This is a genomic window from Thiomicrospira sp. S5, assembly GCF_003991075.1.
Lineage (GTDB): Bacteria > Pseudomonadota > Gammaproteobacteria > Thiomicrospirales > Thiomicrospiraceae > Hydrogenovibrio > Hydrogenovibrio thermophilus.
Genome location: NZ_CP014470.1, coordinates 1,307,904 through 1,333,178, shown reverse-complemented (window position 1 = coordinate 1,333,178; position 25,275 = coordinate 1,307,904). Strand labels below are relative to the sequence as shown.

The window sequence follows — 25,275 nt, the reverse complement described above, 5'->3', positions numbered from 1 at the left end:
CTGCAAGAACGCTTAAAATTACGGTGTCAATCGCTCGAATACGCCGGTGTCCAACCAGTAGACATCAGGATAGAAATGGAAGTGCTGTTCACTGTCCACACTTAAATCCCCCAGTTCGGAGCGCATGACATGTACATTCTCTTGCGTCAAATTTACAACGGCTTTTGCCGCCAACTGACCTAAAGCATAAAAAATGCCAACTCCTGAATCCGCAGCCGTCGAAGACTGTTTTTTCTGAACCTGAGCAGCGTAGTAGCTTGGAAGAATGGCAGAAGTAGACTGCCAATAAGGAAGGCTGGTCATCAGCTGATCGGCCGGCGGCAAATCAGAAGGCAACCAGTAATGTGCCAAAGCATTCAAGTGATAATACTCCAGCAACGGGGAAACTTGCATGGCCAGCCGGTAAGGCAAAAAACTGACCACAACATCCACATCTTGTCTCGGACGCTCTTCAAACACCAGTGAGTGAGCAATCGTATGCTGTAACCACCCTTTACGCCCTTGGGACTGCTGAGCGTGTAAGGCACGCTCCAAAGCCTCATCGACATGGGATTCGATTTTCGTGACCTCGACAATCTTAACCGGAAAGACCGAGTCATCTTCGGGGGCCAACGTCTCTTTGAAGCGTTTGACAAGTGCTTCAGACTTATCATCGCCATCGGTCAACACCACGATTCGATGCGCATGGCTATTCTGTAAATACCGTACCAGAGAGGTAACCGAGTCGGCCATTGAAGACGGTGCCAGAGCACGCAGCGCGTCACGAGCTTCCGTCTCCTGAAGTTCATTGAAAGCCAGCACCGGCGTATGCAAATCGAGGTTTTTCAATTCCGCTACATGCGCCTTCTGCAAGGGGCCAAAAATAAAACTGGGCTGATACAGGCGTACCCACTCCCATGCCTCGAACATGGAATCATAAATATTGGTGTCCAGAACGTCTAAATCGTACGGCATGGGCATGTCGTGAAAAGCATCTTGCAATCCCTGATAAACCGCTTGCCCCGCTTGAGAATAAGGCCCGGTCATCGGCAAGAGCGCTAACATTTTCCGGGCATTGAAGCGAAAGCCCATTGTTGAAGGTAAGGTCGTTAACTGCGCCGAGTCATAATAGGCTTGCAGTCGCGCCACCCGGTCTTGCATTTGCGAACTTAAACTTTCAATGGGCAACAGTGCTTTCAGTTCGGACAAATATACGCCGACTTGCGAAACCTGCAGGTTTTTCTGTGCCAATTCCGCCTTCAGCAGCAGAATTTCGACATCAATCATTTGAATCTGCTGATCCAAGGTTAAATTCGCGCTCGGAGCCGGGTTGTCCGACAATGGCGTGATGACTTCACCTTCTTCAGCGACAGCGCCCCACGGAGAGGCAAATATTGCCACCATACTCCAAGCCAACAGATTTCGATGCCGTTTCATGATGCCTTTTAATCTACTCTAACGATTTGGAAACGATTTCATAAACATCTTTCGACAGCGCTTTATCCGCCGCAATATGCTGCAAGGCCGATTGCATTTTATCCTGACGATGACCTTTGAAACGCTTCCAGGAAGTGAAAGCCGTTACCAAACGGGCCGCCACTTGCGGGTTGATTTTATCCATTTTAAGCACTTCTTCGGCCAACAGGGCATACCCCTCGCCAGACGCGTCATGAAACGCCTTCATATTCAAACGCCCGAACACACCCAACACACTGCGAACCCGGTTGGGATTGCGGTAATTGAAATCCGGATGTTCCAGTAAACCGCGCACGTCTTGCAAAGCCTGCTCCGATTCCGATCGTGCTTGCAGCGAGAACCACTTATCCATCACTAACGTATCTTGCTGCCAGCGCTCGTAAAAATCGGATAAACACGCTTCTCTTTCCGGTACGGCCAAGTGATTCAATGCATTCAAGGCCGCCAAAACATCGGTCATGTTTTGTTGCTGTTCATATTGCGCCACTGCCCGACCCACCGGTTCCGCCCCATAAGCTAAATAGGCCAGACACTGATTTTTCAACATCCGCGCCGCCATATCGTGTTTGTCATAGCAATAGGCTTTTTCTGAACAGTGAGCCAAATACGCTTTGTCCAAAGCGCCACCAAACGTTTGGGCAATCTGGGCTTTCTGATATTCCACCGCTTGCAGGACAGCATCGACATCAATCGTCTCGAACTGTTCAAACACATACGGCAAGTCCGGCAACCCAATTGCTAACGCTTTGAGTGCAGGATCCAGTCCCTCGGCTTCCAACACCGCCTGAAAAGCCTGCTGATAATGCTCGGAAAACACCATCGCATTCCCCGCTTGAAAACGAGCGACATTGTCTTCGATGTTTTTCAACGCCAGGGTCTGAATCGATTCCCAACGCACAAAACTGTCGGCATCGTGCGAGGCCAACATCATCAATTCCTCGTCGCTGGCCGCATATTCCAGGTTCACCGGCGCGGAGAAATGCCGCAACAACGATAGATGCGGTTCCTGAGAAAGTCCGGCGAATTCAAACGTCTCTGAAAGAGACGTGAGCTTAAGCAAATGGCCTTTTTCGGTTTCAAAGACTTTATTTCGACTATTTTCACCAGGCCTGACCGGCAACGCCCGACCATCATCATTCAGAAACCCGAACAGCACCGGAATCAATAACGGTGCGTGGGCTGATTGGCCCTTTAAGGATTGTTCACAATGAAGTGTTAAAGTACCGGTCGCCGCATCGAAGTGTTTTTCTACCTTCAAGGTTGGGGTACCCGCTTGTGTGTACCAGTTGTGCATTTGAGCCAAATCGATTTCATTGGCATCGGCCATGGCGTTTCGAAAGTCTTCCACCGTAACCGCTTGACCGTCAAACCGGTCAAAATACAACTGCATGCCTTTCTGGAAACCGGCTTCACCCAACAACGTATGGTAAAGACGCACCACTTCCGCGCCTTTCTCATACACCGTCATGGTATAGAAGTTATTCATTTCAATATACGATTGCGGCTGAATCGGGTGCGACATGGGCCCGGCATCCTCCGGAAACTGATTGTTACGCAACCGTTTGACGTCTTCAATGCGTTTCACCGCCGGAGACAGCATGTCCGAAGTGAACTCCTGATCACGAAAAACCGTCAATCCTTCCTTCAACGTCAGTTGGAACCAATCGCGGCAGGTGACACGGTTGCCGGTCCAGTTATGGAAATATTCATGCCCGATAACCGATTCAATGCCTTCGTAATCCGCATCCGTGGCGGTTTCAGGCCTGGCCAAAACATATTTGGAGTTGAAGACATTCAGACCTTTGTTTTCCATAGCCCCCATATTAAAGTCATCTACAGCCACAATCATATAGATGTCCAGGTCATACACCAGACCGAAACGTTCTTCATCCCACTTCATGGAACGTTTCAGCGATTCCATTGCATGCTCACATTTATCCAGGTTTTTCGGTTCTACGTAAATACGCAAATCAATCTGACGCTGATCCCGGGTAATAAACGTGTCTTCCACTTCTTCCAGGTTGCCGGCCACCAATGCAAAAAGATAACAAGGCTTTTTATAAGGATCTTTCCAAATCGCATAATGACGATCATTCGGCAAATCCCCGACTTCCACCAGATTGCCATTGGAAAGCAATACCTTATTGTCTTGCTTGTCGGCAATGATTTTGGTCGTGAAATAGGTTAAAACATCCGGACGGTCGAAATAATAGGTAATGCGACGGAAACCTTCCGCTTCACACTGGGTACAGTAATTACCGCTGGTCCGATACAACCCTTCCAGACGCGTGTTGTTTTCCGGGTCGATTTCGGTAACGATTTCCAACTCAAAACGTTCCGGAACATCCGGCAAGATCAACTGTGTATCGGTGACGTCATACTGCGTCGGCATCAGGGCCACACCATCCAAGTCGACTTGAATTAATTCAAGCCCTTCGCCATCCAACACGAGCGGCGCGGACAAATCCTTTTCCCGGCGAACCAGCATGCGATTAGTCACCCGTGTACCGTTGGGTAATAATTCGAATGTCAGAAAAAGAGATTCAACCTCAAAGGCCGGTGGTTGATAGTCGGTCAAATAATGCGTTTTAGGTAAATTTTGTGTCATAGCTGTTATCAGGAACTCGCTTGAATCGTACTATTGAATGGTTAGACGTTTGATTGTAAAAGACTGGGACAAAAAAATCTGAAAAAAAAAGCCTTTCTGCCAAAGGCAGAAAGGCTTTTAGGGAAAGTTACAGAAATGTCTTAGTAAGAGAACTCAGCGCGACGGTTTTTCGCCCATGCCGCTTCAGTATGCGCTGGATCAACTGGATCCTCTTCACCGTAACTGATGACATTGATTCGGCTTGGGCTTACACCTTCAGCAACCAATGCATTTTTCACGGCATTTGCACGGCGCTCACCCAACGCCAAGTTGTACTCACGCGTACCTCTTTCGTCACAGTAACCTTTGATAGTGACGTTTGCCGTGCTATCCAATGCCATGTAATCGGCATTCAATTTAATGATTTCATAAAACTCTGCTTTCACTTCGGAACGATCGAAGTCAAAGTTAACGACTTTTCCTTGCAAAGTGGCTTTCAACTCAGCGGCCGTTTGACCAGCATCGTTGGTTGCTTCGACAACTTCAACCACCTCTGTTTGTTCAACAACAACTGGTTCTGCCGTTTCCGCTTGCGCATCTGCTGAACCGGATTCTTCTGTCGTTGGCGTTGAGCTACAACCGACTAGAGCGAACCCCAAAAAGCCAACTAAAAATAGTTGTTTAAGACCGGATAAAGACATCGTAAATCTCCCTAAAATGTTAAAAAAACGTATTTAAAATATAACCGAAATTCAAATATACCTGAATTCTAAGAAAAATTGAACTCTATTTCAGAATTTATGTAAAAAACCTTATTTTTTTAGACTTTATTTACTCCAAAACCGCTATTTAAAACGGTTTAACCCGCCGATGAGGCCATTGCCTGCAAGGCCTCCATATCCTGAATAACCACTTCCTTGCGCTTCCAGCTCATCCAACCCTGTTTTTGGAATTTTCCAAGAATGCGAGAAACGGTTTCCGGCGTCAGGTTAAGGTAGCTGGCCACATCGCGATGCAACACATTTAACCGGAACTGAGTATGCTCATACCCGCGTGCCCGAAGGCGTTCGGACATCATCAAAATAAAATCGGCCAACCGCTGCTCGGCGGTTTTTTGGGTCAAAATCGTGGAATGCAGGCGCCCGGTGACAATTTCATGGCTCATCAAGCTGAAAATTTGCGCATTCAGGTTCGGGACTTCCGTTCCCAGCTTGGTGAGTTGCTCGTAAGGCAACGCACAGACTGTCGTGGTATCCATCGCCACGGCGTAGAATTCATGGCGGCAACACGCCAAAGCCTCCATCCCGACAATATCCCCCGGCAAATAGAAGCCATGGATCACTTCCTGCTCATGCTCGTTAACGGAGTAGACTTTCACAATACCGGCTCGAATCGCATAAAGCGACGTAAAATTCTCGCCCGCTTGATAAAGATATTCCCCTTTCACCAAGGACGGCTTGCGGTCGACCAGTTGGTCCAAACGCTCAATATCGGTATCGTACAAACCGTTGGCAAAGCAAATCCCTTGCATTGCACATTTGGAGCAACTTGCATTAAACCCGGAATGCTTTTCTGTCATAGCGCCACTTTCTTTTAAAATCCCTTTTCCGCGATTCTACCAAAATATTTTTTTCAGGGGCACCAAATATCCCAAAAATGCGTCGCACTTTCCGGCTCGTCAAAAAACATAAAAATTCAGCGAAAAATAATTTTATTTTTTACTTAAAAGTTCTTATCAATCCCGACTGCCTATTTTTTAATCAATTTATAAAAACAGTAACATTTTTAAAGCATTTAGCCACCTCAAAAAGAAGTCTTCACAAAGTTATCCACAGCTTCTGTGGATTATAATCAGGCCAATTAAAAACCATGCCAACAAATATAAAAATATCTTTTACATTTTAAAAACAATATCTTAATAAGCATTACTAGAATGCAAATTAAATACAAAAACTAATATCGGCTATTCGCTTGTCAAGTTTTTTTTGAAATTATTCACTTTTACCGACAAACTGCTCGCACCCCTTTTAAACATTGGATTTATGGTAAAATTCGCGTCATAAAACGGTCATCATTAAGGAACACGTCATGGCAAAAATTTTAGGCATCGGCAATGCGGTTTTGGACATTATTTTGAAAACCGACCACTACCCCCACGAAGACGAAGAGCTGCGCGCGCTATCTCGTCATCACCAAGTCGGCGGCAATGTGTGCAACAGCCTTTATGTCCTGAATCAACTGGGGCATGAATCCAGCCTGATGACCACTCTCGGTGGCGACCAAAGTTCCAAACAATTATTGAACGGTTTGCAAGAGCGCCGCATCCAAACAGAACACATCCAACGCTTTATCCAAGGCCAGACGCCAACCTCTTATGTGTTACTGAATGAAGCGTCCGGTAGCCGAACCATCACCCACTATCGTGATTTGCCGGAGCTTAACTTCGATTTTTTTGCCAAAGTCGAAATCGAACAATATGATTGGCTGCACTTTGAAGGTCGAAACATCGACAACCTGAGTGGCATGCTTAACATTGCCAAAACCTTCCTAAGTCATCAGCCGATTTCGTTGGAAGTGGAAAAACCCCGCGACGGCATCGAAGCTTTATTGCCACAGGCCAACGTCATTTTCTTCTCGCATCATTATGCCAAAGCCAAAGGGTATGCCAATGGTCGAACCTTACTGGAAGCCATGCGAGAGAAGGCGCCTCAAGCGCACTTGATTTGTACCTGGGGAACCGAAGGCGCCTGGTATGCGTCCCCCGACAAGCCGGTTCAACACCAACCCATTGAAACCATTCCTCAGGCCGTCGATACCCTAGGCGCCGGCGACACCTTCAATGCGGGCGTAATTGATAGCCTGTTAAACGGAAAGACATTGTCCGAAGCGGTGCATGCCGGCAGCCGACTGGCCGCACGAAAATGCCGCCAAACCGGTTTGGATAACCTGATGACGGAAATCAAAGATAAACGGCCGCTGGCCAACATCAAACAAGTGACAAATGCCAAAACACTGGTCGTGCCTTGTGACGAATTAGCGCATTCCGTGGTGCTCATCAAATACGAAGACAGCATCAAGGCTTACGAAAACAACTGTCCGCATCAGGACGTGCCGCTGAATGAAGCCTATAAGATTGACGTCAATCCTTTCGATAAGACCATGAAATGTTCCGTGCACGATGCCTTTTTCAATATCGAAGACGGACTCTGCGTGGAAGGTCCTTGCATCAATGACGAGCTCACCACTGTGGCGATTGAAATTGACGAGCAAGGGGATATTTACCTGGCACAATAAAAAAACGACCAGGCCTGGTCGTTCTTGACTTAAGTTATAGAAGTAAGAAGGCTTGTCAGAAAAGCCTCATGCTAATGAATAAACACCGCTCAAAAGCACGTGACGGCCTTATTTACGCTGCCGCTGACGAAACACCTCATACAAGGTCACGCCGGTGGCCACGGAAACGTTTAAACTTTCAACCGCCCCCACCATCGGAATCGCAGCCAAGTGATCGCAAGTCTCACGCGTCAGTTTCCGCAATCCGGAGCCTTCCGCACCCATCACCAAGCCGACCGACCCGGTAAAGTCCATATCATAGATGGTCGAATCGGTCTCACCGGCCAAGCCGGTGACCCAAAGTCCGGATTGCTGCATCGTTTTCAAGGTACGCGCCAAATTCGCGACCACAACCACTTTAACGGTTTCAGCCGCGCCACAAGCCACCTTTCGAACCGTGGCATTCACCCCCACCGAATTATGCTTAGGAAGCACCACCGCAGTCACGCCGACCGCATCGGCCGTTCGCAGAATTGCGCCCAGATTATGCGGATCCTGCACCTCGTCCAAAAACAGAAAAACCGGCTGACTTTCAGTTTCCATCATCGACAACAAGTCCGATTCCTGTAACTCCGCCTGTTTGGCAATTGTCGCCACTACACCTTGATGTACGGCATCGAAACGATTGAAATAAGACTTGGGTTCGAATTGATATTGAATGCCAAGGGACTTGGCTTGCGCCATCAGCCCTTGGATGCGTTTATTCTCGACGCCTTTTTGGAAGACAAGTGAATAAACGAGATGTGGGGATTGCTTCAGGAATTTTTCAATTGCGTGAATGCCGTAAAGGGTATCTTGCTTCACGGCTTAACTTCCCGTTTTTTTCTTACCGCCGCGCCCGCGGCCACCACGTTTTTTACGATAGGAACGCTTGCGTTTCTTCGGTTTGGATTCTTCCGATTCGTCTGCCGAAGTTTCCGCACCTTCTGGCTTGGTTTCAGCCGTGGTCTCTGAGTCACCGTCCTCTTCCGAAGACAGGAAACGCAAGTCAATCTTACGATCATCCAGATTGACCTGTGCCACCTGCACTCTCAAGCGGTCACCCAATCGATAGACTTTACCGGTGCGCTCACCTTTCAAGCAGTGACGAGACGCATCGTAATGGAAGTAATCTTCACCGAGCTCGGTAATGTGCACCAGTCCTTCGACATAAAGCGGATCCAGTTCGACAAACAACCCGAAGTTGGTCGCGGCAGTCACCACGGCGTCGTACTCTTCTCCCAACCGGTGCGACAAGAACTCGCACTTCAGGAAAGTAACGGCATCACGTGTCGCTTCATCGGCACGTCTTTCGGTCGAAGAACAGTGATCACCGAAAGACTTCATATCCTGTTCCGAATAATTGAACTCCGTAACCGCTTGCTTGGTCCAGGCAAAGCGAATCGCACGGTGAATCAACAAATCCGGATAACGGCGAATCGGCGAGGTGAAATGGGTGTAATACTCGTAATTCAAACCGAAATGCCCTTGGTTCTCAGGCTGATAGACGGCTTGGTTCATACTTCTCAGCAACACGGTTTCCACAAGGTGTTCATGTGGCGTTCCTTTGACCGCTTCGGAAACGGCCGCATAGTCCTGTGCATCCGGCTCATCGCCACCTTCCAGTGTCAGGCCGAAATCGCCCAGGAAGGTACGCAAATTGGTCAAGCGCTCTTCCGACGGCTTTTCATGCACACGGTACAACATCGGAATTTTATGCCATTTCAGGTAACGAGCGGTTGCCACGTTGGCCATCAACATGCATTCTTCAATCAATTTATGTGCGTCGTTACGGGTTACCGGAACGATTTTCTCAATCTTACGATTCTCATCAAAGACGATACGCGTTTCCGTAGTGTCGAAATCCAAAGCGCCGCGTTCTTCACGGGCTTTCTTCAACACTTGATATAAGTCATTCAAATCCTCGATGTTCGGTACGAATTCAGCGAAGGTTTGACGGTGTTCGGACTGTTCGTCCGTCAACATTTCATGCACTTGGTTGTAGGTCAGACGGGCTTTGGAGTTCATCACCGCATCGTAAAACTGGGTTCTCTCCAACTTACCGTCATCGTCGATATACATATCGCACACCATGCACAAACGGTCGACTTTCGGGTTCAAGGAACACAAACCGTTGGAAAGTTTTTCCGGTAGCATCGGAATGACTTGTTGTGGGAAATACACCGAGTTGCCACGTTCGTAAGCTTCCTTGTCCAACGGTGTGCCCGGTTTCACGTAATGCGATACGTCGGCAATCGCCACCACCAGTCGCCATCCCTTCTTACGGCGTTTAGCAAACACCGCGTCATCGAAGTCTTTTGAATCTTCGCCATCGATGGTCACCAACGGCAAGCTTCGCAAATCCTTGCGGCCTTCCTTATCCGCTTCCGTTACTTCATCGGGAATCGCATCCAACTGTTTGGTTGTATCTTCTGACCATTCGTTCGGAATATCATAGGCATGAATCGCGGAATCGATTTCCATCCCCGGTGCCAGATAATCCCCGATCACTTCAATGACTTTACCGATGGCACTGGAACGCTTGGTTGGCTGGTGAATCACCTCAACCAGAACAATTTGCCCTTCTTCGGCATTCAACAGGCCGTCTTGCGGAATGAAAACGTCCTGCGCAATTTTATTGTTGGTCGGTTGCACCCAAGCCAAACCGTCTTCAAAATGCAGTCGACCAAGCAACTGTTCATTGGCGTGCTCGATGATCTCAACGATCATGCCTTCACGACGACCTTTGCGATCCACGCCGATGACGGAAGCGATTACCAAATCGCCGTGGAAAACCTTATGCATCTCCCGGTCACCCAGGAACAAATCGGAACCACCGTCTTCCGGTTGAACAAAACCAAAACCGCCCGGGTGACCAATGACTTTCCCTTTAATCAAATCCATTTTTTGGATCAAACCAAAGGCCCCGCGACGGTTTCGCAACAACTGCCCGTCCCGTACCATGGCTTTCAAACGGCGCGATAAGGCTTCGAAACGCTCATCATCGTCAATATCTAAGCTATCGGCGATTTGTTTGATACGCATCGGCTTCTGTTCTTTCTCTAACAAATCGATAATGAACTCTCGGCTCGGAATCGGATTGTCGTATTTATCGGCCTCGCGATCGGCATGCGGATCCGCAGGAGGCGTATCGGTGCGATTATCAGATGGGATTTGTGGGTGGGATTCTTCTGTCATCGTCTCTGGCGACGACTCGATATTTTCATTTTTACTTTTTTCAGTCACTCGAAATTCAACTATTTTTGTGTCTATTTTTGAAAAATCTAAAGTTATTTATTCCACACTTTAAAGGATTTTTCACTCGATTTAAACCGTCCGAACGGCCCCTTACAAGGCGGCCTTCTTTCCATACATTCGGTCGAATTCAAATTTTCTATTTAAAAAGCCCGAACGCATCGGGCGCGCCTATTATATACCAATTATAACAATATGTAAGTATTAAGATTTTCGCCTCGCCCATGCCCGGCATTTTGTCAGCAGAAGTCTTTAACAAGTTTCCAAGGCATTCAGCGTTTCCGGCGAATACAATTCTTTCGCCAATAGCTGAATGGCCGATTCGACCGCCTCCTCCAACACTGGATGATAGTAAGGCATTCTCACCAACTGCAACACGTCCATTTCCTGTTCAACCGCCCAAGCCAGTAAGTGCGCAAGGTGTTCGGCTTCCGGCATCATCAGCTCTCCGCCGACCAAGCGTTTCGAAACTTTATCGGCATATAAGGAAATCATTCCCCGATCTTCGCCCATCACAATGGCTCGGCCATTGTTGCGCTCCAGGTTGAACTCAACCACCACCGATTCCGCCAGGTCCAGATCGTCATAACCACAACCAAACGACGCAATTTGAGGGTCGGTAAATGCCACCCCTAAAGCGGTTTTACGCTTATAGGACTGAATAGACGGATACTGCATGGCGTTCAATACCGCAATTTTACCTTCGTGTCCGGCTTCATGCAGAATCGGACGGAAGCCATTGACGTCTCCAGCGATAAACACCGGCAAGTCGGCCACTTGCATGGTTTGCAGATTAAACGGCGGCATCCCCCGCTCATCCAGTTCGACGCCTAAATGCTCAATACCGATTTGGTCGATATTCGGACGGCGTCCAAGCGAGGCCAGCACAGCGTCCACTTCAAAGGTGCCGGAGGAAACCGTGATTTTCGCACCCGATGCCGTCGCTTCGATTTCCGCCGCTTCTCCCAGATAAATCGGAAATTCTTTGGAAATCAATTTAACGGCCTCTTTCGAAACACTCGGCGAACGAAGCCCGGCAATGGTACTGGTCATTTCAAACCCAATCACGTCCACTCCAATGCGCGACAGCGCCTGGCCCAATTCCAGGCCAATCACGCCCAAACCGATGACGGCAATGCGCTTCGGCAAAGTCTCAAGTTCAAAAATTTCATCGCTGGTCAGCAAACGATCACCCAACGCCGTCTTCCAAGGAGTCGGCACCACCGGCCGAGAACCAGTCGCGATGATAATACGTTCGCCTTGAATGCGTTCGCCATTAACTTCCACAACATTCGGCGCCACAAACTTGGCGTAGCCTTTAATCAGCTGTTCTTCGGTCAAAGTATCCGTCGATCCGGACTGTACACCTTTGGTGAAACGGTCCCGAAACGCCCGAACCCGTTTCATCACCGCCGGCTGATCAATGGTCAACCCATCGGCCCCATCGATACCGAAATCGTAGAAATGCTTGCGGGCATGAAAGTGCTCCGCGCAATGAATCAGAGCCTTCGAAGGCATACAGCCCACCCGCGCGCAGGTAGTTCCGAAATGCCCGCCGTTAATCATGACAAAATCGTCCGTTTCACGACGAATCTGACCTAACGCCGTCAAACCGGACGAGCCGGCACCCAAAATAATGTACTTAACCTGTCTCATTCTTTTTCCATCTCTCAACGTATTTTCAGTTGCATTCAATCGTGCCACAGACGACGAAGTACCATCATTGGGTGCCGCTTCTGCTGCTCGTAATTTAACGCACAGTTTGGGTTCATTCTACCGCTAGATTATGACAACTTAAAGAAATGAAGCCGAAAACCGTGTTTTTTCTTAATTATGACTTGATTAATACGCCCGCCAAAATACAATCAAACCTTCTGATCCATTTGAGATAACGAGTTTGCTACAGAAATCGAAACGCGCGTTACTGTTTTCCGCCCTAGGAGTGACATTCGGCTTGGCACCGATTTCATCACTCGGGGATCAGAATGTACCCTTACCCAAAATATCGATTTCGGAACGCATCCTCAAACCGTTTCACGGGGATTTGCCCGAATTGCGAGAACGGCGACTGATTCGAGTCCTCGTCAGCTACACCCGCACCAACTTTTTCCTCACTCCACGCGGTTTTCGAGGTGTGGAATACGACCTGCTCATGGCTTATGAAGCTTATTTGAACCGGGGCCCCAGGCGTCAGCGCTATCAAACCCATTTGACCTTTATTCCGACCACTTTCAACAAGATACTGCCCAGTTTACAGGCCGGGTATGGCGACATTGCGGCTTCCGGCCTCACGATTACGCCCGAGCGAAAGGCCTTGGTTGATTTCACCTTACCGTATATCGAAGACGTCAAAGAAATTCTGGTCTCCAATAAGATGGCGCCTCCCATCAACAGCTTGCTAGATTTCTCAGGTAAACGCGTCATCGTAGTCCGCAACAGCAGTTACATCATTCACCTCGAGCGCATCAATCAGACCCTCGGCTTTTTAGGGTTACCGACCATGGAAATCATCAAGGCTGATCCGCTGGTCGAAGCCGAAGACATACTGGAAATGCTCAATGAAGACATTTACCAATACACTGTGGTCGACAGTCATATCGCGGACATCTGGCAAAAGATTCTCGACAACATCGAATTGCATCCGAACATCGTCATCCACCACAACAGCGATATCGCCTGGGCGGTTCAAAAAAACCATCCGAAATTATTGGCCTCACTCAATGCCTTCATTCAAGCCTACGCCAAGCCTGGGCGTTTTTTAGGCAACGCCGTTTACCGCAAATATTTCGAAGACACCTATTGGATTGAACGGCCATTGACTCATGATCTGCTGAAACGAGTGGATTGCTTGAAGTATTACTTTCAACTCTATGCCGAATTTTACGGCTTCGATTGGAAGTTAATCGCCGCCCTGGCATACCAAGAATCACGCTTCCAACCGAAGAAGAAAAGCCATGCCGGCGCCATCGGCATTATGCAAATCAAGCCGTCCACAGCACGGGACCGCAACGTTAACCTGCCAAATATTTCCGACCTGGAAACCAACATCCACGCCGGCGTGAAGTATCTGGCATTTTTACGAGACCGCTATTTTTCAAGCAATGACTATACACCGGAAGAAAAGGAAAACTTTGCCCTGGCTGCTTATAACGCCGGGCCGCGCAAGGTCTTGCAATTGCAACAGAAAACCCGCGAACTGGGGCTCAACCCTTATAAATGGTTTTACAATGTGGAAACCACTGCCCGGCAGGTCATCGGCCACGAGACCGTTAACTACGTCACCAGCATTCAAAAAATGCGTATTTTCCTCGACGCATCGAAACGACTGGATCAAAACAAACGCTTACTGCTGGATAATGATGATGAAGGCATTCAAGACGCCAGCCAAGTCGAACTTTTCAGGCCCTCGGATAACGACTGATTTGAATGCCGGCTCGACTAGCCGGTGGACTTCGGGCGATAGACCTTCACATTCTGAAAGCCCGCATCGCGTAAATACTGGGCATGCAACTGACTCATCACCCCTTTCTGACAATACAGCAGGTAGCGCTTGGAAGCATCCAGTTTTTTAAAGGCTCGGTTGAGTTCATGAAAAGGGATTGTCAACACGCCCTCCATCGACAGCGGATGCGCCTTAGCCATTTCCGATTTGCGAATATCAATGACGACATCGTCCGGCCCAACGTCATCGATGATTTCCACCGCTTGAGCCTGGTTGACATTTTCAATAATCGAATCCACCGGAATCGCTTCCGCCGAATCCACCGCTTGATCCAACACACTGTAATCGAATTTTTTCGCTTCCACCGCCATACGTTTGAAAGACCCGTGCGTAATCGGGTTTTGCGAAATCACACCGCAATATTCCGGCATATTTTCGGCAAATTCACGTGTACCGATTTGGTCGGCAATTGCCATAATATCCGGCTTACTCATCACCGCCAAAGGGCGCAGCACCAACTTTTCAGACACCTGGTCAATCAAAGCCAGGTTCCGTAAGGTTTGGCTCGACACCTGCGCGACCGACTCCCCAGTCACCAGCGCATCAATGCCCATATCATCCGCCACCTTTTCCGCGGCCATAATCATCAAACGCTTCAATGTCACGCCCATATACGGCTCCGGTGTACTGCGGAAAATTTCCGCCACCACATCTTCAAACGGAATGGTGACGAACATCACCCGATGCGAAGCACTGAATTTTTCCCACAGATACAAGGCCACTTGCTTGACGCCGATTTCATGTGCCGCGCCGCCCAGATTGAAAAAGATGAAATGGGTTTTCAAGCCTCGACGGATGGTCAAATAGCTCGCCACTGTGGAGTCGAACCCTCCGGACATCAGGGACAAAACGTCCCCCTGGGAGCCAAGTGGAAAACCACCCAGGCCTGGCCGACGGTGTTTCACAATATTCAATTGATCCTGGTGATACTCCAGTTCGATTTTCACATCCGGATGATGCAGGTCCACTTTGGCCGGGTTACCGTGGCGACACAAGTAGGCACCGATGGTTCGTTCCATATCAAATGAGGAAAAAGAGTGGTTTCCGGTACGTTTTACTCGCACCACAAACGATTTACCGTCGATTTTCGGCAAGGCAAATGCCGCCACCAACTCCGAAATTTCATCCAGGCTGGTGGCGTGGAATTGCTCTACCTCCAAAAACTGTTCCACACCCGGGGTATTCAGTAACACTTGGCGCACAAAATCCGCTTCATCCGGTTGGCAGAAAACTTCAATTTTATCCCAGTAACGCTTGGTCTCGACTTCGGCAATGCCTCGGCCCAGCAAATTCCGGAGGTTGAAATGCAGCTGATTGACCATTTTTTTCTTAACCGCATGGCCTTTGACCATGATCTCCGGAAACAGCTTAATAATAAATTTCATAAACGACGTTCAAAATCCTTAACCTAAAACCGGGGGCACACCCCTTTTACATCACACCAAACTGTTACTCATCAGCGCCATGCGAATTTCATCGATGACTTCATCTTTAATCAGCAATTCTTCCTGGGCGTTATGCAGCATGTCCTTCACTTCCGTCCCCAAAAAGCTCCCGAAGCTGACCTCGCTGACAATCGCATTCGCCACTTGAATCAGGGCCACCAGGGTTCGAACATAGTCGTCTTTAATCACACTCAAGTCGCGTTGGTGGTGTAATAACATCACCTGCGCAAACACCGAATCCAGGTGCCACTTTTTTGCCACCAGCAAACCGTAAACCCCATGATGGGCCTGGTAAATCTTGCGCTCTCGAACCAAACCGGTGTAACAATTGGTGAGCGTATTGTAAAAAGTAGACTGGTAGTTGCCAAATTTCATTTCCATGATAATCGCGCCGGCATTGTGGAACACACCGGCCAGATAGATTTCATCCGGTGAAATATCACTGACCCATCGCCCCAGCTCGGTGGCAACGTTGGCCACATCAATGCTGTGATCCATCAAATCATCGAAAATGATATCCGAAACCTGCGTTTTGAAGCCCAGACTGAATACCAGATTTTTGAGTCGATATAAGCCCAAGGAGTCAATCGCACCGCGAATGGTGCTGACCGGATCGGAATCTTTGGGAAGAAATTGCGCCTGATTGGCGACTTTAATCAATTCGCCGGACAAGACGGTATTGCGCCCGATGATTTCCGCCACTTCACCGAAATCCGGAAAATCGGTTTTTTGCAGCAAGGACTGCAACTCCAGCAGTTCGGCCGGAATGGTGGGAATTTCAAACCCTTCAAGTTGCCGGTGCGCTTCCAGCATTTGTTGCTTTAAATCCATTTGATACCGTCTGTTTTGAATGTCATTGAGCGAATCCATCCGAACGAATCCTCAACCACACATCACTCTGTGCAAATAACCGGATGGACTGTGCGATATTATAAAACACCCAGGCCTGGTCGTGTCAGCTTTATCACCCTGGCTTTATCAGCAAATCCATCACCTTAAGCGCGGCGGGCTTTGCGTTTCCCAGCTTGATATTTACTCCCTTGCCTGTTATGCTTACGCCAGTTTTTTTATCGACTATAAAGAGAGAATCTCAATGAAAAGATTGGATCAAGTATTAGCACGTGACGGTGTTCCAGCGGAATTGGAATTGGTCATCGATCACATCATGATCGCTTGTAAGGACATCGCATACAAACTGGCTCAAGGTGAATTAGCCGGTATTCTGGGCGCCACCGAAGACGAAAACGTTCAAGGTGAAACCCAAAAGAAACTGGACGTCATCTCCAACGACCTGTTGAAAGACATTCTGATCGACAACCCATATGTAAAAGCCATCGGTTCCGAAGAAGAAGACTACACGGTTGCCAGCACCACGCCAGGCAAATACTTGGTCACATTCGATCCATTAGACGGGTCTTCAAACATCGACGTCAACCTGTCTGTCGGTACCATCTTCTCCGTGCTTGAAGCGCCGGAAGACGACCGCGCTGCGGACGACCAGTCCATCTTCTTGCAGAATGGACGCAAGCAAGTCGCGGCCGGTTACGTTCTTTACGGACCATCCGCCATTTTGGTACTGACCACTGGTAAAGGCGTCAACTTCTTCACGCTAGACCAAACGGTCGGTGAATTCGTTCTGACCAAAGAAGGCGTGACTATCCCAGCCGACACGTCTGAATTCGCCATCAACATGTCGAACCAACGTTTCTGGGAACCGGAAATGAAGCAATACATCGACGACTGCTTGCTGGGCGAAGAAGGTCCTCTGGCGAAACGTTACAACATGCGTTGGGTTGCGTCCATGGTAGCGGAAGTTCACCGTATCTTGGTTCGTGGCGGTATCTTCATGTACCCTTACGACAACCGCGATCCGTCTAAAGCCGGTAAACTGCGCTTGATGTATGAAGGCAACCCTATGTCGATGATCGTCGAGCAAGCCGGTGGCGCTTCCTCAACGGGCCGCATGGACATCATGGACGTTCAGCCGGAAGGCATCCACGACCGTGTTCCAGTGGTCTTGGGCTCCAAGAACGAAGTGGCCAAAGTGGTTGCATACCACACTAAATAAGCTTACAGTTTCTGTAATGTTTGATGAACACCCGCTTCCGGCGGGTGTTTTAGTCTCTAACCACTATTTTTACCAGAGAGTTTTGAGCAAAATGGCTACACAGACAAAACTCTCACAGCATTAAAAAGGGAAATATCATGGGTTATTCAGCTGTTCCAGCCGGAAAAGACGCTCCTAACGACATTAACGTCATCATCGAGATTCCGGCGTTTGCGCCACCAATCAAATACGAAGTCGATAAAGAAACCGATTTGGTTTGGGTGGACCGTTTGCAAGGTGCCACCATGCAATATCCAGCCAACTACGGCTATATCAACGACACCTTGTCGAATGATGGCGATCCGGTTGATGTTTTGGTGGTAACGCCGCATCCATTGATGATCGGTTCCGTTATTCGCTGTCGTCCGATCGGCATCTTCCATATGACCGACGATGGCGGTGAAGATGCAAAAGTCATCGCCGTACCGGTCGATAAACTGACGCCAATCTACAAGGACGTGGAAAAAGTCGAAGACATTCCACTTTTGAAAGAGCAAGTCGAACTGTTCTTCAGTCACTATAAAGACATCGAACCAGGTAAATGGGTCAAAGTCGACGGCTGGGGCGACGTTGAAGCGGCGCGCAAAGAGATTTTGGACGGCATCGAACAGTACGAAGCCACCAAAATGGGCTCTCAACCAGCCTAAGCTTCAAGCGAAAAATGACCAGGCCTGGTCATTTCAATCATAAAAAAGCCCCGTCTTTTTAAGCGGGGCTTTTTTGTATCCAAACGAAATGAATGTAACCGTGAACTACTTCGGCTCCATCAATGCTTGCCAGGCCGCACTGACCACTTCTCTCTCCTCGACAAATTCCTCTGTCGACACCAGCGCCTTTTCATTCTGTAATGCCAAACGATGATAACGGTTGCGATAAACCCGATAAGCATCAATAAGCTGATCGGCACGTTCGGCATCCAGCAGCCCAACCGATTTAATCGTTTCCAACAAACGAATGTTATCCGACCAATCGGTTAAAGATTCATATTGATGCGCAAATCCGAGCACCAAGTATTGCACCATGAATTCAATATCGACAATCCCGCCGGCACCCTGCTTCAAATCAAACCGTTCCGCCGACGTTTTATCCAAAGAGGCGCGCATCTTGTGACGCATCGACACCACTTCTCCCTTCAAATCATCCAACGACCGAGGTTGCGCAATAAACGTTTTTTTGAAGTCATAGAAATGGGTCTGCGCTTGTTCGGAACCGACGATGGCACGGGTCCGCACCAAGGCTTGGTGCTCCCAAACCCAGGCTTTGTTCTTTTCATAGGCTTCGAATGCGGCCAAATCGGTCACAATCATCCCACTGGCACCGTTCGGTCTCAAACGAGTATCCACTTCATACAACACTCCGGTCGGCATAAAGGTCGTCAGCAGCGAAATCACCTTCTGCGTTAACCGCATGAAATACAGGTTGTTTTCCAGTGCTTTCGGCCCATCACTCATTGCAGAAGGATTCAGTTCGTCGTACAGGAAAACGATATCCAAGTCGGAACCGTAACCCAGCTCGATCCCGCCCAATTTACCGTAACCGATAATCAGAAATGGCATGCCGGCTTGCGGATCGTAACCGCCGGGCAAGCCACTACGTTTTTGCATAAACTGCCAGGCATATTCCGTGGTCGCCTCCAGTACCGCCTCGGCAATCCACGTCAGGTAATCACTTACCTTCATGATTGGCAAATGCCCGGTAATGTCCGCCGCCGCCACCCGGAACACCTGAGCGTGCTTCCACTGCCGAATCTGGTTCATAAAGGCTTCATCGTCGTCGAAAGTTTCCGCCAGAATCGCCGACGCTTCCTGCTTCAACCCAATCAAATCAAGCGGCTCATACAGGATGCTTTCATCCAGCAACTGGTCCAACAAGGCTGGATATTTGACCAGCACTTCCGCCATCCAAGCACTCAAAGCGCAAAGTTGCAGTAAATGTTTAATCGCTTGCAGGTTTTCTTTCAGCAGCACCAGATACACACTGCGATTCATGACACTGGCCAAGACACTCAAGGAGCGCTCCAGTGCCAGCGTCTGGTTATCGACCTGACTCAACTCCGTCAACACCAGCGGTAACACCGCCTTGAAACGCTCGACGGCCTCGGCACTGGCATGGGTATAGGCCCGCGAAGCCATGAATTTATTGATTTTATCCGCCACTTCGTCCGGCTGTTCCAACGCCAGAGACTGCAACCCGGCCGAAACAATTTCGTCGGACAGACAGACTTCTTTCAGCGTCTTATCGGTCACCGCATCCTGTGCCTCATCCGCAAACACCTGGTCAAATTCAGACTGCACAAACGCCAAATGCACATCCAAAGCGGCTTTGAAAGCCGTGTAGTCGTCAAAGCCCATCGATTCGGCCAACGCTTGTTGTTGACGTGCTTCCGTCGGCAAGTCATGGGTCTGCTGATCGCTCCACTCCTGCAAGCGGTTTTCCGCCCGACGCAAAAAGATATAGGCCTCCAGCAGCCGCTGTTGCGTCGTTTCGTCGATATAATGCCGCTCCATCAGCACACTGAGCATCGGCATCAACCGACGGCCTTGCAAGGGTTTTTCCCGCCCGCCATGCACCAGCTGAAAAGCCTGGACAATAAACTCGATTTCCCGAATGCCGCCCGGCCCCAATTTGATGTTACGGTGCATGTCCTTTTTCTGAACCTCGACGTTAATCATGGCTTTCAAGTCACGCAAGGCCTCAATCGCCGAAAAATCGACGTATTTGCGATACACGAATGGCCGCAAAATCTCGAACAGTTCCTGCCCCTTCTCATGATCTCCGGCGATGATGCGCGCTTTGACCAACGCATAACGCTCCCAAGCACGACCATGCACTTGGTAATAGGTTTCCATTTCCGCGAAACTGACCGCTAAAGGCCCGCTTTGCCCGAATGGGCGCAAGCGCATATCAACACGGTACACAGTGCCGTCAGGGCTGAACTCCGTTAAGGATTTATTGAGCGCCTGCCCCAAACGAATAAAAAATTGGTCGTTGGGAATGGCGCGGTCGGCGCCTTCGGTCTGGCCTTTTTCCGGATACACGAAAATCAAGTCGATGTCCGACGAGAAGTTCAATTCCTGACCGCCGAGTTTTCCCATTCCCAGCACAATCAGTTTTTGCGGCTCGCCGCTTTCCTGGCCGATGGGCGTGCCGTAACGCTGAGTTAAAACGTGATAGTGCCAATCCAACGCGCCTGAAACCAATGCGTCCGCCAAATCGGACAAATCCTGCAGAGTTTCTTCCACCTCGGCCAGGCCTTTCAAATCACGAATGGCAATCCGTACCATTTCCGCCCGACGGTGGTATCTGAGACGCTGATTCAGCTTCGCCAAACTGTCGGACGCCACCAAGTCTGCATGAATGCGCTGAACCAATTCGCTCGGCGCATAAGCCGTTTGCCAATGGGTTTCCGCCAATAACTCGGGAAAGCGATTGGTTTCCCGCTCCACAAACAAACTCCAGGATTGCACTTGTTCCAAACTGATTTCGTGACTCATGTTTTTCTCTTTTTCTTCCTTAATACCACATTCCATTCCGACCAGGCCTGGCCGAAATCACGATTCGGCCTCATCTGCGAAGCCTTGTGGACGTGTTTTAAAATCGTTCAAATAATAGACATATAGCTGGGTTTCACGCCGGTCCGACAACGACCAAACCTCGCTGGGTTCGACATCCGGCACGGCGAAACTGTTGGATACGAATACGGCATCCTCGCGCATTTCCTCACGAACCTTTTCCCACAGCTTCGGCATCGGTTCCGGGGATAAAAACGCATAGACCACATCGTAATAATCCAGCTGGGTTTTCCAAAGATCCATGGCAAAAACATCTCCGCCTCGCAGCAACGAATAGAGTTTGGCGATCAGATACGGAATCGGCGCGGTTTCCACGCCATCGGAACGTTCGACATTGACTTGCTGCGCCATAAACACCACATTTCCGCCCAGGCCACAACCCAAATCCAAAAAGCGCACCGATTTGCGACGTTTGATTAACCGTTTCAGTGCATTCCGCGTGGTGGCATTGGTCAAATACAGTGGCACCCGTTCTTTGATGGCATTAAAAAACACCAACCACAACACCAGGAACATCCCCAGCGCCCATATGGGATTAACCGCGTAATGCACGCCGAGATACAAGCCGACGGGTAAGCTGAATTGAATGATGCGCCACCAGCAAGGCAAGCCCATCCGGCAGCTTAAAAAGGCGGCCAGCACGCCTTGCGCAATCACTAAAGCCCATAAAGGGTAAGGCGGCGAAACCACCCAGGGCAACCACCAGACAATCCCGGCTAACACGGCCAACGCCACCATTTGTGCCAATAAGGCCACGATAATCTTCGGAAATCTTGCCAGTGTTTTTCCGATTGCACCAACTTGTTTCAACAGAGCACCACAAAAAATTTTTTATTTTTCAAAAAAAACGCAAAAAATGACGTAACTTCATGTTTTAAAAAAATAATTCAAAAGTGGCATAACCGAAGCTATAGACCGTTTGAACATTTTTTAATAACAAAATACAGAGGTTAGTATGAAACTTGTAGTCGCAATTATCAAACCTTTTAAGCTTGATGATGTTCGTGAATCCTTGCACGAAATCGATGTGCATGGCATGACCGTCACGGAAGCGAAAGGTTTCGGCCGTCAAAAAGGCCACACAGAGATTTATCGTGGCGCTGAATACGCGATCGAATTCCTACCAAAAGTGCGCATTGAAATTGCGGTACCGGAGGAGAAAGTGGAGAGCGTAATCGAAGCCATCGGAAATGCTGCGAGAACAGGCAAAATCGGTGACGGCAAGATTTTTGTCAGCCCGATTGAACAAGCTGTCCGTATCAGAACCGAAGAAAAAGGTGAAGTGGCCCTTTAAGCAACAACGGCTACCCTTTACAAGTCTTGATATTTAACGGTAAGGAACTCATGTTATGGAACAAGTATTAGAACTCGGCTATGCATTGGATACGTTTTATTTTCTAATGTCTGGCGCTTTGGTCATGTGGATGGCCGCTGGTTTTGCCATGCTGGAGGCAGGCCTGGTCAGAACCAAAAACACAACGGAAATCTTAGCTAAGAACGTCGGGCTGTTTGCCATCGCCTGTATTATGTATATGTTTGTTGGTTACAACATCATGTACGGCGATGCCATCAGCTCGATCGTTCCTGGCCTAAGCTTCTTCATCGGTGGTGATAACGCAACTGCAGCGGTTGTTGCAGGTGGCGACGATGCACCTTATTACTCAAACATGTCTGACTTCTTCTTCCAAGTCGTATTCGTTGCAACGGCCATGTCGGTTGTCTCCGGTGCGGTGGCAGAACGTATGAAGCTGATGTCTTTCTTCGTTTTCGCCATCATCTTCACAGGCGTGATCTATCCGGTTGAAGGTTACTGGAAATGGGGCGGCGGTTTCCTAGACGGTCTTGGTTTCCTAGACTTCGCTGGTTCCGGTATCGTTCACATGGCCGGTGCGGCGGCCGCTCTTGCAGGTGTGCTACTGCTGGGTGCTCGTAAAGGTAAATACGGACCAAACGGCGAATCCCGTGCGATTCCAGGTGCGAACCTACCGCTAGCAACCTTGGGCACCTTCATCCTATGGTTGGGTTGGTTCGGATTTAACGGTGGTTCAGAGCTTAAAATCTCGAACGTTGAAGAAGCCAACGCCGTTGCGATGATTTTTGTGAACACGCTATTGGCGGCCGCTGGTGGTGTTGTAGGTGCCCTATTGATGTCTAAGATCAAGTTCGGTAAAGCGGATTTGACCATGATGTTGAACGGTGCTTTGGCTGGTTTGGTTGCGATTACCGCTGAACCTCTAACGCCAACCGCTTTGTCTGCAACGCTGATTGGTGTCGTAGCCGGTATCATCGTGGTCTTCTCCATCATCATCCTGGACACGAAGTTCAAGATCGACGATCCAGTCGGGGCTATCTCTGTGCACGGCGTGGTGGGTATCTTCGGTTTGATTGCGGTTACTTTCACCAACCCGGATGCAAGCTTGGTCGCTCAGTTGATCGGTATTGCGGCCATCTTCGCTTGGGTCTTCATCGCGAGCTTGATCGTGTGGGGTATCATCAAAGCGGTTATGGGCATTCGAATCTCTGAAGAAGATGAATTCGAAGGTGCAGACCAATCTGAATGTGGAATGGAAGCTTACCCAGAGTTTACAAAGTAAGTCTCACTTCCTCGAAAACAAAAAACCGCCGAAAGGCGGTTTTTTTATGTCTGAAATAACTCTAAAATTAAAGGGTCCGCAACTTATACAGCCATTGCATCAAGCGCATTTTCAACGTCGGCTTCGTGTTGAGCGGATGCTTGAACTTCAACACCACTGCCTGGGTTTCTGGATTATGCAGCGGATGAAAATACCATTTCCGAATGTCTTCCTCTTCCATCCCCGAGTCCAAAGCAATCAACTGCCAAGGCAAAAACACACCGTCTTCCTGGCCCGTTACACCCGACGGTTCAATCACAAGCGGCACTTTGGCTTCCAGCAACACGGTTTGCGTTTGCCCCGACTCCATCCAAATTCGGACCACCTCTCCTTCCTGCAACAAGGTGCCATACGGCAAAAACAGATAACGGGCATTTAAATTGGTCACCGGATTATCGGTTAACGGCGGACCATCCGGAAATTGAAACTGGCAAAAATTAGCGGGGCAACATGACATGACGTAAGCATCACTTTCAAACAATATAAAAAAGCGTATAATAAAGAATAGCTTAAGCGAATAGCAAGCCTTAAAACCGGAAACCTTACTCATCCGTTATCGTAAGGAGCATATCATGGCCATCGATTCATTAAATTCCACCGATTATTATTCCCAATATTTGGATAACCGCATGACGTCGGTTGACCAAAGCGCTGCGTCCGGTTCTCGAATCAACAACAGTGGCGATGATGCCGCGGGCCAGGCGATTGTGTCGGCTTTTACGTCGCAGATTCAAGGTCAGGACATGGCGATTAAAAATGCCAACACCGGCATCAACCTCATTCAAACCGCCGATGCCGCCAGCCAAACGATGACCCAACAACTGCAATATTTAAACGACTTGAGTGTACAAGCCCAAAACGGCACCTACTCGGCCAGCCAACGCGACATGCTGAATCAAGCCTACCAACAAGGATTGGAAGGACTGAACCAAATCGCAGAGTCAACCACCTTTAACGGCATCAACCTGCTCAACGCCGACACCTCAACCGTGGACATCGCTCTGGACACCAGCAGTTCAACCATTAATTTACCCAACCTGACCATTGATGCGCTTGGCTTAACCGGTTCCAACCTGACCTCACCGGATCAAGCGGCCGCCACCCAAGCACTGCTGGATGAAGCCCTGGGATTGACCTCACAGAGTCAGGCCCAATTCGGCGCGCAACAAAACGGTTTGACGGCCGCCGCCGATACCATGGCCAACCAAAACCTCAATGCGATGGCGTCACGTAGCCAAATCAGCGATGCGGACATGGCGCGCGTTTACACAGAGCAGAACCGGCAACAGGTACTGACCGATGCCGGTGTAGCCATGCAGGCGCAAAGCAACCAAAATTACAGCAACGTCCTCACCTTGCTGGGCTAATCCTCAAAATCACCAGGCCTGGTCGTTTTAACGGATTCCA

The 25,275-nt window shown here is 49.0% G+C and carries 19 protein-coding genes; 7 read left to right on the top strand and 12 right to left on the bottom strand.

All coding sequences use genetic code 11. From position 1 onward, the window contains the following. Positions 1-18 precede the first annotated feature (18 nt). From AYJ59_RS05965 to AYJ59_RS05950, 4 genes are all read right to left on the bottom strand, one after another. Positions 19-1,416, bottom strand: coding sequence for a penicillin-binding protein activator (locus AYJ59_RS05965; protein WP_127119559.1), 1,398 nt, complete (start codon positions 1,414-1,416; stop codon positions 19-21). A gap of 13 nt (positions 1,417-1,429) precedes the next feature. Then, positions 1,430-4,063, bottom strand: a complete 2,634-nt coding sequence (gene pepN, locus AYJ59_RS05960) for an aminopeptidase N (protein WP_127119558.1) — start codon at positions 4,061-4,063, stop codon at positions 1,430-1,432. 140 nt (positions 4,064-4,203) lie between these two features. After that, positions 4,204-4,743, bottom strand: a complete 540-nt coding sequence (gene pal / locus AYJ59_RS05955; protein WP_029938372.1) for a peptidoglycan-associated lipoprotein Pal — start codon at positions 4,741-4,743, stop codon at positions 4,204-4,206. A gap of 158 nt (positions 4,744-4,901) precedes the next feature. Beyond that, the gene (locus AYJ59_RS05950; RefSeq protein ID WP_029938373.1) at positions 4,902-5,621 is read right to left on the bottom strand and encodes a helix-turn-helix domain-containing protein; all 720 of its coding nucleotides are present in this window, start codon (positions 5,619-5,621) and stop codon (positions 4,902-4,904) included. A 509-nt stretch (positions 5,622-6,130) separates the two neighbouring features. Here AYJ59_RS05950 and AYJ59_RS05945 point away from each other — a divergent pair. Continuing rightward, positions 6,131-7,336 (top strand): PfkB family carbohydrate kinase, encoded by a 1,206-nt coding sequence (locus tag AYJ59_RS05945; RefSeq protein ID WP_127119557.1) that lies wholly within the window; start codon positions 6,131-6,133, stop codon positions 7,334-7,336. 108 nt (positions 7,337-7,444) lie between these two features. On the opposite strand, the gene rlmB is transcribed toward AYJ59_RS05945, so the two are convergent. From rlmB to AYJ59_RS05930, 3 genes are all read right to left on the bottom strand, one after another. After that, entirely contained in the window at positions 7,445-8,179 is a 735-nt protein-coding gene (gene rlmB, locus AYJ59_RS05940; protein WP_029938375.1) for a 23S rRNA (guanosine(2251)-2'-O)-methyltransferase RlmB, read from the bottom strand. A 3-nt stretch (positions 8,180-8,182) separates the two neighbouring features. Further along, positions 8,183-10,552 (bottom strand): ribonuclease R, encoded by a 2,370-nt coding sequence (gene rnr / locus AYJ59_RS05935; RefSeq protein WP_127119556.1) that lies wholly within the window; start codon positions 10,550-10,552, stop codon positions 8,183-8,185. 309 nt (positions 10,553-10,861) lie between these two features. Further along, positions 10,862-12,265 (bottom strand): dihydrolipoyl dehydrogenase, encoded by a 1,404-nt coding sequence (locus AYJ59_RS05930; RefSeq protein ID WP_127119555.1) that lies wholly within the window; start codon positions 12,263-12,265, stop codon positions 10,862-10,864. 241 nt (positions 12,266-12,506) lie between these two features. On the opposite strand from AYJ59_RS05930, the gene AYJ59_RS05925 reads away from it, so the two are divergent. Further along, positions 12,507-14,030: a lytic transglycosylase F gene (locus AYJ59_RS05925; protein ID WP_127119554.1), complete on the top strand. Its 1,524-nt coding sequence runs from the start codon at positions 12,507-12,509 to the stop codon at positions 14,028-14,030. 17 nt (positions 14,031-14,047) lie between these two features. On the opposite strand, the gene thiI is transcribed toward AYJ59_RS05925, so the two are convergent. Beyond that, positions 14,048-15,496, bottom strand: a complete 1,449-nt coding sequence (thiI, locus tag AYJ59_RS05920; RefSeq protein ID WP_127119553.1) for a tRNA uracil 4-sulfurtransferase ThiI — start codon at positions 15,494-15,496, stop codon at positions 14,048-14,050. 51 nt (positions 15,497-15,547) lie between these two features. After that, complete coding sequence (locus AYJ59_RS05915; RefSeq protein ID WP_029938380.1) at positions 15,548-16,426, bottom strand: HDOD domain-containing protein; 879 nt, start codon at positions 16,424-16,426, stop codon at positions 15,548-15,550. A 223-nt stretch (positions 16,427-16,649) separates the two neighbouring features. Here AYJ59_RS05915 and AYJ59_RS05910 point away from each other — a divergent pair, with 223 nt between their 5' ends. Further along, complete coding sequence (locus AYJ59_RS05910; RefSeq protein WP_029938381.1) at positions 16,650-17,624, top strand: class 1 fructose-bisphosphatase; 975 nt, start codon at positions 16,650-16,652, stop codon at positions 17,622-17,624. A 137-nt stretch (positions 17,625-17,761) separates the two neighbouring features. Beyond that, positions 17,762-18,310 (top strand): inorganic diphosphatase, encoded by a 549-nt coding sequence (gene ppa, locus AYJ59_RS05905; RefSeq protein WP_029938382.1) that lies wholly within the window; start codon positions 17,762-17,764, stop codon positions 18,308-18,310. A 105-nt stretch (positions 18,311-18,415) separates the two neighbouring features. Here ppa and glnE read toward each other — a convergent pair whose 3' ends face one another. Together glnE and AYJ59_RS05895 are read right to left on the bottom strand one after the other, a co-directional pair. Continuing rightward, complete coding sequence (gene glnE / locus AYJ59_RS05900; protein WP_127119552.1) at positions 18,416-21,157, bottom strand: bifunctional [glutamate--ammonia ligase]-adenylyl-L-tyrosine phosphorylase/[glutamate--ammonia-ligase] adenylyltransferase; 2,742 nt, start codon at positions 21,155-21,157, stop codon at positions 18,416-18,418. A gap of 57 nt (positions 21,158-21,214) precedes the next feature. After that, positions 21,215-22,045, bottom strand: a complete 831-nt coding sequence (locus tag AYJ59_RS05895; protein WP_237260384.1) for a class I SAM-dependent methyltransferase — start codon at positions 22,043-22,045, stop codon at positions 21,215-21,217. 145 nt (positions 22,046-22,190) lie between these two features. On the opposite strand from AYJ59_RS05895, the gene AYJ59_RS05890 reads away from it, so the two are divergent. Next, complete coding sequence (locus AYJ59_RS05890) at positions 22,191-22,529, top strand: P-II family nitrogen regulator (protein ID WP_011370920.1); 339 nt, start codon at positions 22,191-22,193, stop codon at positions 22,527-22,529. A 55-nt stretch (positions 22,530-22,584) separates the two neighbouring features. Then, positions 22,585-23,829 carry an ammonium transporter gene (locus AYJ59_RS05885; protein WP_127119551.1) on the top strand — a complete coding sequence of 415 codons (1,245 nt, stop codon included), beginning with the start codon at positions 22,585-22,587 and terminating at the stop codon, positions 23,827-23,829. Between the two features lie 67 nt (positions 23,830-23,896). Here AYJ59_RS05885 and AYJ59_RS05880 read toward each other — a convergent pair whose 3' ends face one another. Further along, entirely contained in the window at positions 23,897-24,325 is a 429-nt protein-coding gene (locus AYJ59_RS05880) for a hypothetical protein (RefSeq protein ID WP_029938386.1), read from the bottom strand. Positions 24,326-24,440: 115 nt separating this feature from the next. On the opposite strand from AYJ59_RS05880, the gene AYJ59_RS05875 reads away from it, so the two are divergent. Next, the gene (locus AYJ59_RS05875) at positions 24,441-25,235 is read left to right on the top strand and encodes a flagellin N-terminal helical domain-containing protein (protein ID WP_127119550.1); all 795 of its coding nucleotides are present in this window, start codon (positions 24,441-24,443) and stop codon (positions 25,233-25,235) included. Positions 25,236-25,275 lie beyond the last annotated feature (40 nt).

Bases quoted from the DNA above. Each gene is read 5' to 3' on its own strand.
- glnE (WP_127119552.1), bottom strand. From the start codon at position 21,157: ATGAGTCACGAAATCAGTTTGGAACAAGTGCAATCCTGGAGTTTGTTT.
- pepN (WP_127119558.1), bottom strand. From the start codon at position 4,063: ATGACACAAAATTTACCTAAAACGCATTATTTGACCGACTATCAACCA.
- pal (WP_029938372.1), bottom strand. From the start codon at position 4,743: ATGTCTTTATCCGGTCTTAAACAACTATTTTTAGTTGGCTTTTTGGGG.
- AYJ59_RS05890 (WP_011370920.1), top strand. From the start codon at position 22,191: ATGAAACTTGTAGTCGCAATTATCAAACCTTTTAAGCTTGATGATGTT.
- AYJ59_RS05910 (WP_029938381.1), top strand. From the start codon at position 16,650: ATGAAAAGATTGGATCAAGTATTAGCACGTGACGGTGTTCCAGCGGAA.
- ppa (WP_029938382.1), top strand. From the start codon at position 17,762: ATGGGTTATTCAGCTGTTCCAGCCGGAAAAGACGCTCCTAACGACATT.
- AYJ59_RS05875 (WP_127119550.1), top strand. From the start codon at position 24,441: ATGGCCATCGATTCATTAAATTCCACCGATTATTATTCCCAATATTTG.
- AYJ59_RS05950 (WP_029938373.1), bottom strand. From the start codon at position 5,621: ATGACAGAAAAGCATTCCGGGTTTAATGCAAGTTGCTCCAAATGTGCA.
- AYJ59_RS05930 (WP_127119555.1), bottom strand. From the start codon at position 12,265: ATGAGACAGGTTAAGTACATTATTTTGGGTGCCGGCTCGTCCGGTTTG.
- AYJ59_RS05945 (WP_127119557.1), top strand. From the start codon at position 6,131: ATGGCAAAAATTTTAGGCATCGGCAATGCGGTTTTGGACATTATTTTG.
- rnr (WP_127119556.1), bottom strand. From the start codon at position 10,552: ATGACAGAAGAATCCCACCCACAAATCCCATCTGATAATCGCACCGAT.
- AYJ59_RS05880 (WP_029938386.1), bottom strand. From the start codon at position 24,325: ATGTCATGTTGCCCCGCTAATTTTTGCCAGTTTCAATTTCCGGATGGT.
- AYJ59_RS05965 (WP_127119559.1), bottom strand. From the start codon at position 1,416: ATGAAACGGCATCGAAATCTGTTGGCTTGGAGTATGGTGGCAATATTT.
- thiI (WP_127119553.1), bottom strand. From the start codon at position 15,496: ATGAAATTTATTATTAAGCTGTTTCCGGAGATCATGGTCAAAGGCCAT.
- AYJ59_RS05885 (WP_127119551.1), top strand. From the start codon at position 22,585: ATGGAACAAGTATTAGAACTCGGCTATGCATTGGATACGTTTTATTTT.
- AYJ59_RS05915 (WP_029938380.1), bottom strand. From the start codon at position 16,426: ATGGATTCGCTCAATGACATTCAAAACAGACGGTATCAAATGGATTTA.